Source organism: Calditrichota bacterium (assembly GCA_013151735.1).
In the GTDB taxonomy this organism is placed as follows: domain Bacteria; phylum Zhuqueibacterota; class JdFR-76; order JdFR-76; family BMS3Abin05; genus BMS3Abin05.
The window spans coordinates 1-4,742 of record JAADHR010000119.1; the positions used below are offsets into that span (position 1 = coordinate 1).

General features: G+C 47.9%; 3 protein-coding genes. 2 read left to right on the forward strand and 1 reads right to left on the reverse strand.

Annotated features, from left to right (window positions below):
* Nucleotides 1-613 precede the first annotated feature (613 nt).
* Both GXO76_08240 and GXO76_08245 read left to right on the forward strand, forming a co-directional pair.
* Nucleotides 614-2,659, forward strand: coding sequence for a PAS domain-containing protein (locus tag GXO76_08240; protein NOY77843.1), 2,046 nt, complete (start codon nucleotides 614-616; stop codon nucleotides 2,657-2,659).
* Nucleotides 2,660-4,039 (forward strand): sigma-54-dependent Fis family transcriptional regulator, encoded by a 1,380-nt coding sequence (locus tag GXO76_08245; GenBank protein NOY77844.1) that lies wholly within the window; start codon nucleotides 2,660-2,662, stop codon nucleotides 4,037-4,039. It begins immediately after the preceding gene.
* Between the two features lie 253 nt (nucleotides 4,040-4,292).
* On the opposite strand, the gene GXO76_08250 is transcribed toward GXO76_08245, so the two are convergent.
* A partial coding sequence (locus GXO76_08250; protein NOY77845.1) for a TonB-dependent receptor occupies nucleotides 4,293-4,742 on the reverse strand: 450 nt, incomplete at its 5' end.

The following is a 4,742-nucleotide window of genomic DNA, read 5'->3' on the forward strand; positions in this document are numbered from 1 at the left end:
TGGAATTCCTAATTTTCTTTTGGTTAATCCCCATTTCTCGATTCCACGGGCTCCCCCTTCGAAAGACGTGCTGTGAATATTTAAAAATAAAATACCCTGTTCAAACAGAATCTTTATGTGTTTGCTGAACGGTTTTGAAGGCAGAAAGTGGCTGTTTCGAGGAAGACAGAAAAGGAAATAATAAACCGTGACAACGCATTTTTTTGCAGAATAGCTCTTCGCATTTTAAATTGACCCCTGCAAGATGGTTCTCTGATTTTATTGGAAATATAAAAAAATTGGATCAGATTATCAAGAAAATATTCAATTATTTTGATTCAGCCTATTTTTTTCAGCCGCCTTTTGGACAGCAGGACGAAATCCTCGAAGTACCTTCCGGGAAGAGGATTGAATCATTTGTCATGGGCGAGGAGTCTGCACGGCCGATTTGCCGGGCGGCCAACGGGATAGCAGAAATGGAAAATTATTTGTTTCTTTATCCGAAAACCCCTATATTTTTAAATAATTCCCAATAACCCCGGCTGGGTTTAAGTCGCTCGTTAGGGTTAAAAAAACGTTGTTTTGGCTGACAGCGTGCATTTGCAAGAAAAAAAATCAATAGACATAGACGCGTATGAACATTTCCAAACACATTTTTAAATCGGTCAAAACGATTCGGCCTGTTTATTTGATTTTGGTGGCTGCTGTGCTGTTTCTGGTATTGTTCGGTTCGGCTTATATTGAACTGCGCGGAACCCGTCAGGAAATATTCCATGTTATGAAGGAAGAAGCCTCCACGCTTATTGCATCTCTGGAGATAGGCGGGAAAAATTCACTGGTTGCCTATTCCCAGATTGAATGGCTCCAGACAGAACGACTGTTGGCCGTGGCGCGGCACATTCGTGATCTGGAAGCCCAAAACACATTTTCTCCTCAAAAAATAAAACAGATTGTTCTGCACTCAGAGGTGTACAATGTTCACCTGTTTGACCGTCATGGGAAACGCATTTTTTCCTACAGAACGGCACGACAGGATCAATCCGCAGGAGAGCGTCTTGGAAATCTTCCGTTATTGAGGGCGGTATTAACAGGCAAGAAGCAGGAAATGGTAGTGGGTTTTCGGCAGAGTTCTGCCGGCATGGGAAACCGATACGCGGTGGCTGTACACAGGCCAGGCGGCGGGGCTGTCGTAGTTTCCATTGACGCGGCAGAAATGCTGGCGCTGCGAAAACAATTAGGCATCGGTCAGGTTCTGCAGGAAGTTGCACGGGCTCCCGGTATTGTCTATATTGTTTTGCAGGATTCTATTGGAATTTTGGCTGCTTCAAAAAACATCACAGAAATGTCACGCATTGACAGTGATCCCTTTTTAAAAGCCACTCTGCGCCATAATCGTTTTGATGCCCGGGTCACGACATTTAATGGAGAACGGGTACTGGAGGTGGTCAAACCATTTATGGTCAATGGCGAATTGTTTGGTCTGTTTCGGGTGGGACTAAAGATGACTCACATTGTGGCTGCCAATCAGAGGCTGCGACGTCGTTTTTTGCTGCTTTCTCTGGCTCTGTTTGTTCTGGGTATTATTCTTTTTAACTTTTTGATAATCAATCAGAATTATGCGGTTTTAAATCGGTCGTTTAAAGAAGTTAAAACCTACACGGGAAATATTCTGGAGAATATGGCCGATGCCGTTTTGGTGACCAATGCTTCCGGAAAGGTGACCCTGTTCAATCGTGCAGCTGAAAAATTGTTTGCCCTTTCCGAAAAAACGGTGCTTGGCAGACCCATTTACCAGCTTAACCTTCCTTGTATCGCTGAATTGAAGGCGTTTATGGACTCCGACTTACCCCGCGATGACAAAGAAATTGCCTGCCAGTTAAACGGTGAATCCAGAATTCTTTCGGCGCGACTGAACCGGCTTATTAGTGAAGAAAACGGCACACAGACAATTATTGCTATTTTTCGGGATGTAAGCCGCCAACGGCTGGTGGAGGAACGATTAAAACGACAGGAAAAACTGACGGCCATGGGCGAATTGGCGGCAGGTGTGGCCCATGAAATTCGAAATCCTCTGAATGCCATTGGAATGATTGCCCAGCGGTTTGCCCGGGAATTTGTACCCAAAGATGATGCAGAAGATTATCAAAAATTGACCCGGGTCATTATTTCGGAAATTCGGCGCGTGAATCAAATAATTCAACAATTTCTGCAGTTTGCACGTCCGCCGGAATTGAATCGCCAACCGGCCTCAGTGGATGCCATTCTGCGGGAATCCCTGTCCGTTTTAAATGAATCGGCCAAAGCAAAAGGCGTGCAGATTGAAACCCATCTGGCCGCGTCTGTATCTCTCCGGGTGGATCGCAATCAGCTCAAACAGGCCTTTCTCAATCTGATTCAGAATGCCCTGGAGGCCACGCCTGCCGGGGGGAAAATCTGGATCCATTCATCAAAAAAGCCGGATGGGGTAAAAATTAGCATTGGGGATACGGGAGCCGGCATTCCCCGGGAAAAGCTTCAGAAAATTTTTAATCTTTATTTTACCACCAAACCCAATGGAACAGGTTTGGGTTTGAGCATGGTTCACCAGATTGTATCGGCACACAACGGACACATTGAAGTACAGAGTGAAGAAGGCAAAGGAACCGTGTTTGAGATTATTCTGCCGATTGAGGAGGCGTAAATGGCAAGTGGAACGATTTTGGTTGTCGATGACGAAAAGGCTCAATTGGAGGCTCTGAGCGGATTCTTGAAAAAACAAGGCTACCGGGTGGAACAAAATATTTCACCCGTAAAAGCCCTTCAAATCGTTCGGGAAAATCCGGTCGACCTGGTTCTTACCGACTATCGCATGCCGGAAATGAACGGGGTAGAATTCCTGAAGCGGGTCAAAGCCATTAATCCGGAGATTGCGGTTATTGTCATGACGGCATTTGGCAGCGTGGAAAGCGCCATTCAGGCCATGAAAGAGGGAGCGTCTGACTACCTGCAAAAGCCGGTCGATTTGGAAGAAGTGGAGCTCCTGGTTCAACGCAATCTTCAACAAAGGCGGTTGGTCGAAGAAAATCGACTTCTCAAGGAAGAGTTAAGGGAAAAGTACCAGTTTAAGGAGATTATCAGCGCCAGCCCCAAAATGGAATCGGTGCTGAATATTGCCGGACGTGTGGCTCGAAGCCGTGCCTCTGTGCTGATTCGCGGAGAAAGCGGCACCGGAAAAGAGCTGGTAGCGCGGGCCATTCATTTTGCCAGCGACCGGGCAACCCGGCCGTTTGTGGCGGTCAATATGGCGGCTCTTCCGGAATCGCTCATCGAAAGTGAATTGTTTGGTCACGAAAAAGGCGCCTTTACCGGCGCCCACGCCCAGAGAAAAGGCCGAATAGAGCTTGCCGATGGCGGCACCCTTTTTATCGATGAGGTGGGGGATGTCCCGCTTTCGGTGCAGGTCAAATTGCTGCGGTTTTTACAAGAGCAGCAATTCGAGCGGCTGGGCGGTTCCACCACACTTTCAGTGGATGTCCGAATCATTGCGGCCACCAATCGAAATCTGGAAGAAATGATTCAGGCAGGAGATTTTCGCGAGGACCTTTTTTATCGCCTGAATGTGGTTACCCTTGTATTGCCCCCTTTGCGCGAACGGCGGGAAGATATCCCACTTTTAGTGGATCATTTTATTCGAAAATATGCGGAGTTCAATGGAAAACGAATTACCGGCATCAGTAAGGAAGCCATGGACCGATTAATGAAATATGCCTATCCGGGGAATATTCGTGAATTGGAGAATATCATTCACCAGGCGGTGGTCCTGGCCCGGGAAGAAATTTTGCTTTCTGAAGATTTGCCGATTCATCTTTCACAGATACGAGAAGGCCCATCCCAAACACCCAGTCCGGAAGGAAATACGCTGCCGGAGAAAGTAGCCCGTCTGGAGGTTTCATTAATTCAGGACGCGCTTAAAAACACGAACGGAAATCAGAGCCAGGCCGCGCGTTTACTGGGAATTACTGAACGTAATTTACGCTACAAGATGGATAAATACGGACTCAAACCGAAACAGGAGACATAATCGGTATCGCCGGGACTCCTTGGTTTGGTTCCTTCATCTGCTCATTTTTTGGTTTGATCCTCCCGGATCGTCTCGGTACATCCGCCCTCGCTACGACAAGCTGAGCGACCGGGCAGACACGTGACGCCCGATTTTTGCTTGGTGGACGGTGTATTAATTTTTTAGGTGCAGTACCGGTCACCGGGTGGGTCGCCTGGTTCCCGAGCGAAGTCAAGGGACAGGCGAAGCGTATCGAGGTGACCGGCCCGAATTCCTACAAGGTCATTTCCACGCCTGCAAAATAATTTCTCCCGGCACCGGGCCAGAGGTAATTTTCGCCCTCCCAGTCATCGTAGTAACCGGCCGTTTCGTAAGTTTTGTCCAGAAGATTGTTGCCCCAGAGATTCAGCCGCAGTCCGTTGATCCCCAGAATGGCTTTTAGTCCGATGGAAAGATGCGCATTGACCAGTGTGTAGGGGCGAATGCTGCGGTCTTCCCGCTGGGTATTGTCAAGGTACTGCCTGCCCACGTGCTGAATCTGAACAAAGCCGCTCAGCAGCCGGCCCGTGTAGCTGAGCTTGCCTGAAGCCAGAACATCGGGGAATCCGGCAATGGTGTTTCCGCTCAGGTCGATGATTTTGTTCCCAATAAAATTCCAATCCGCGTCGTACTTGGCCTGAAACTGGCGGAACCGGGCAAAGTAATTCTGACTGAACGAAAAGGT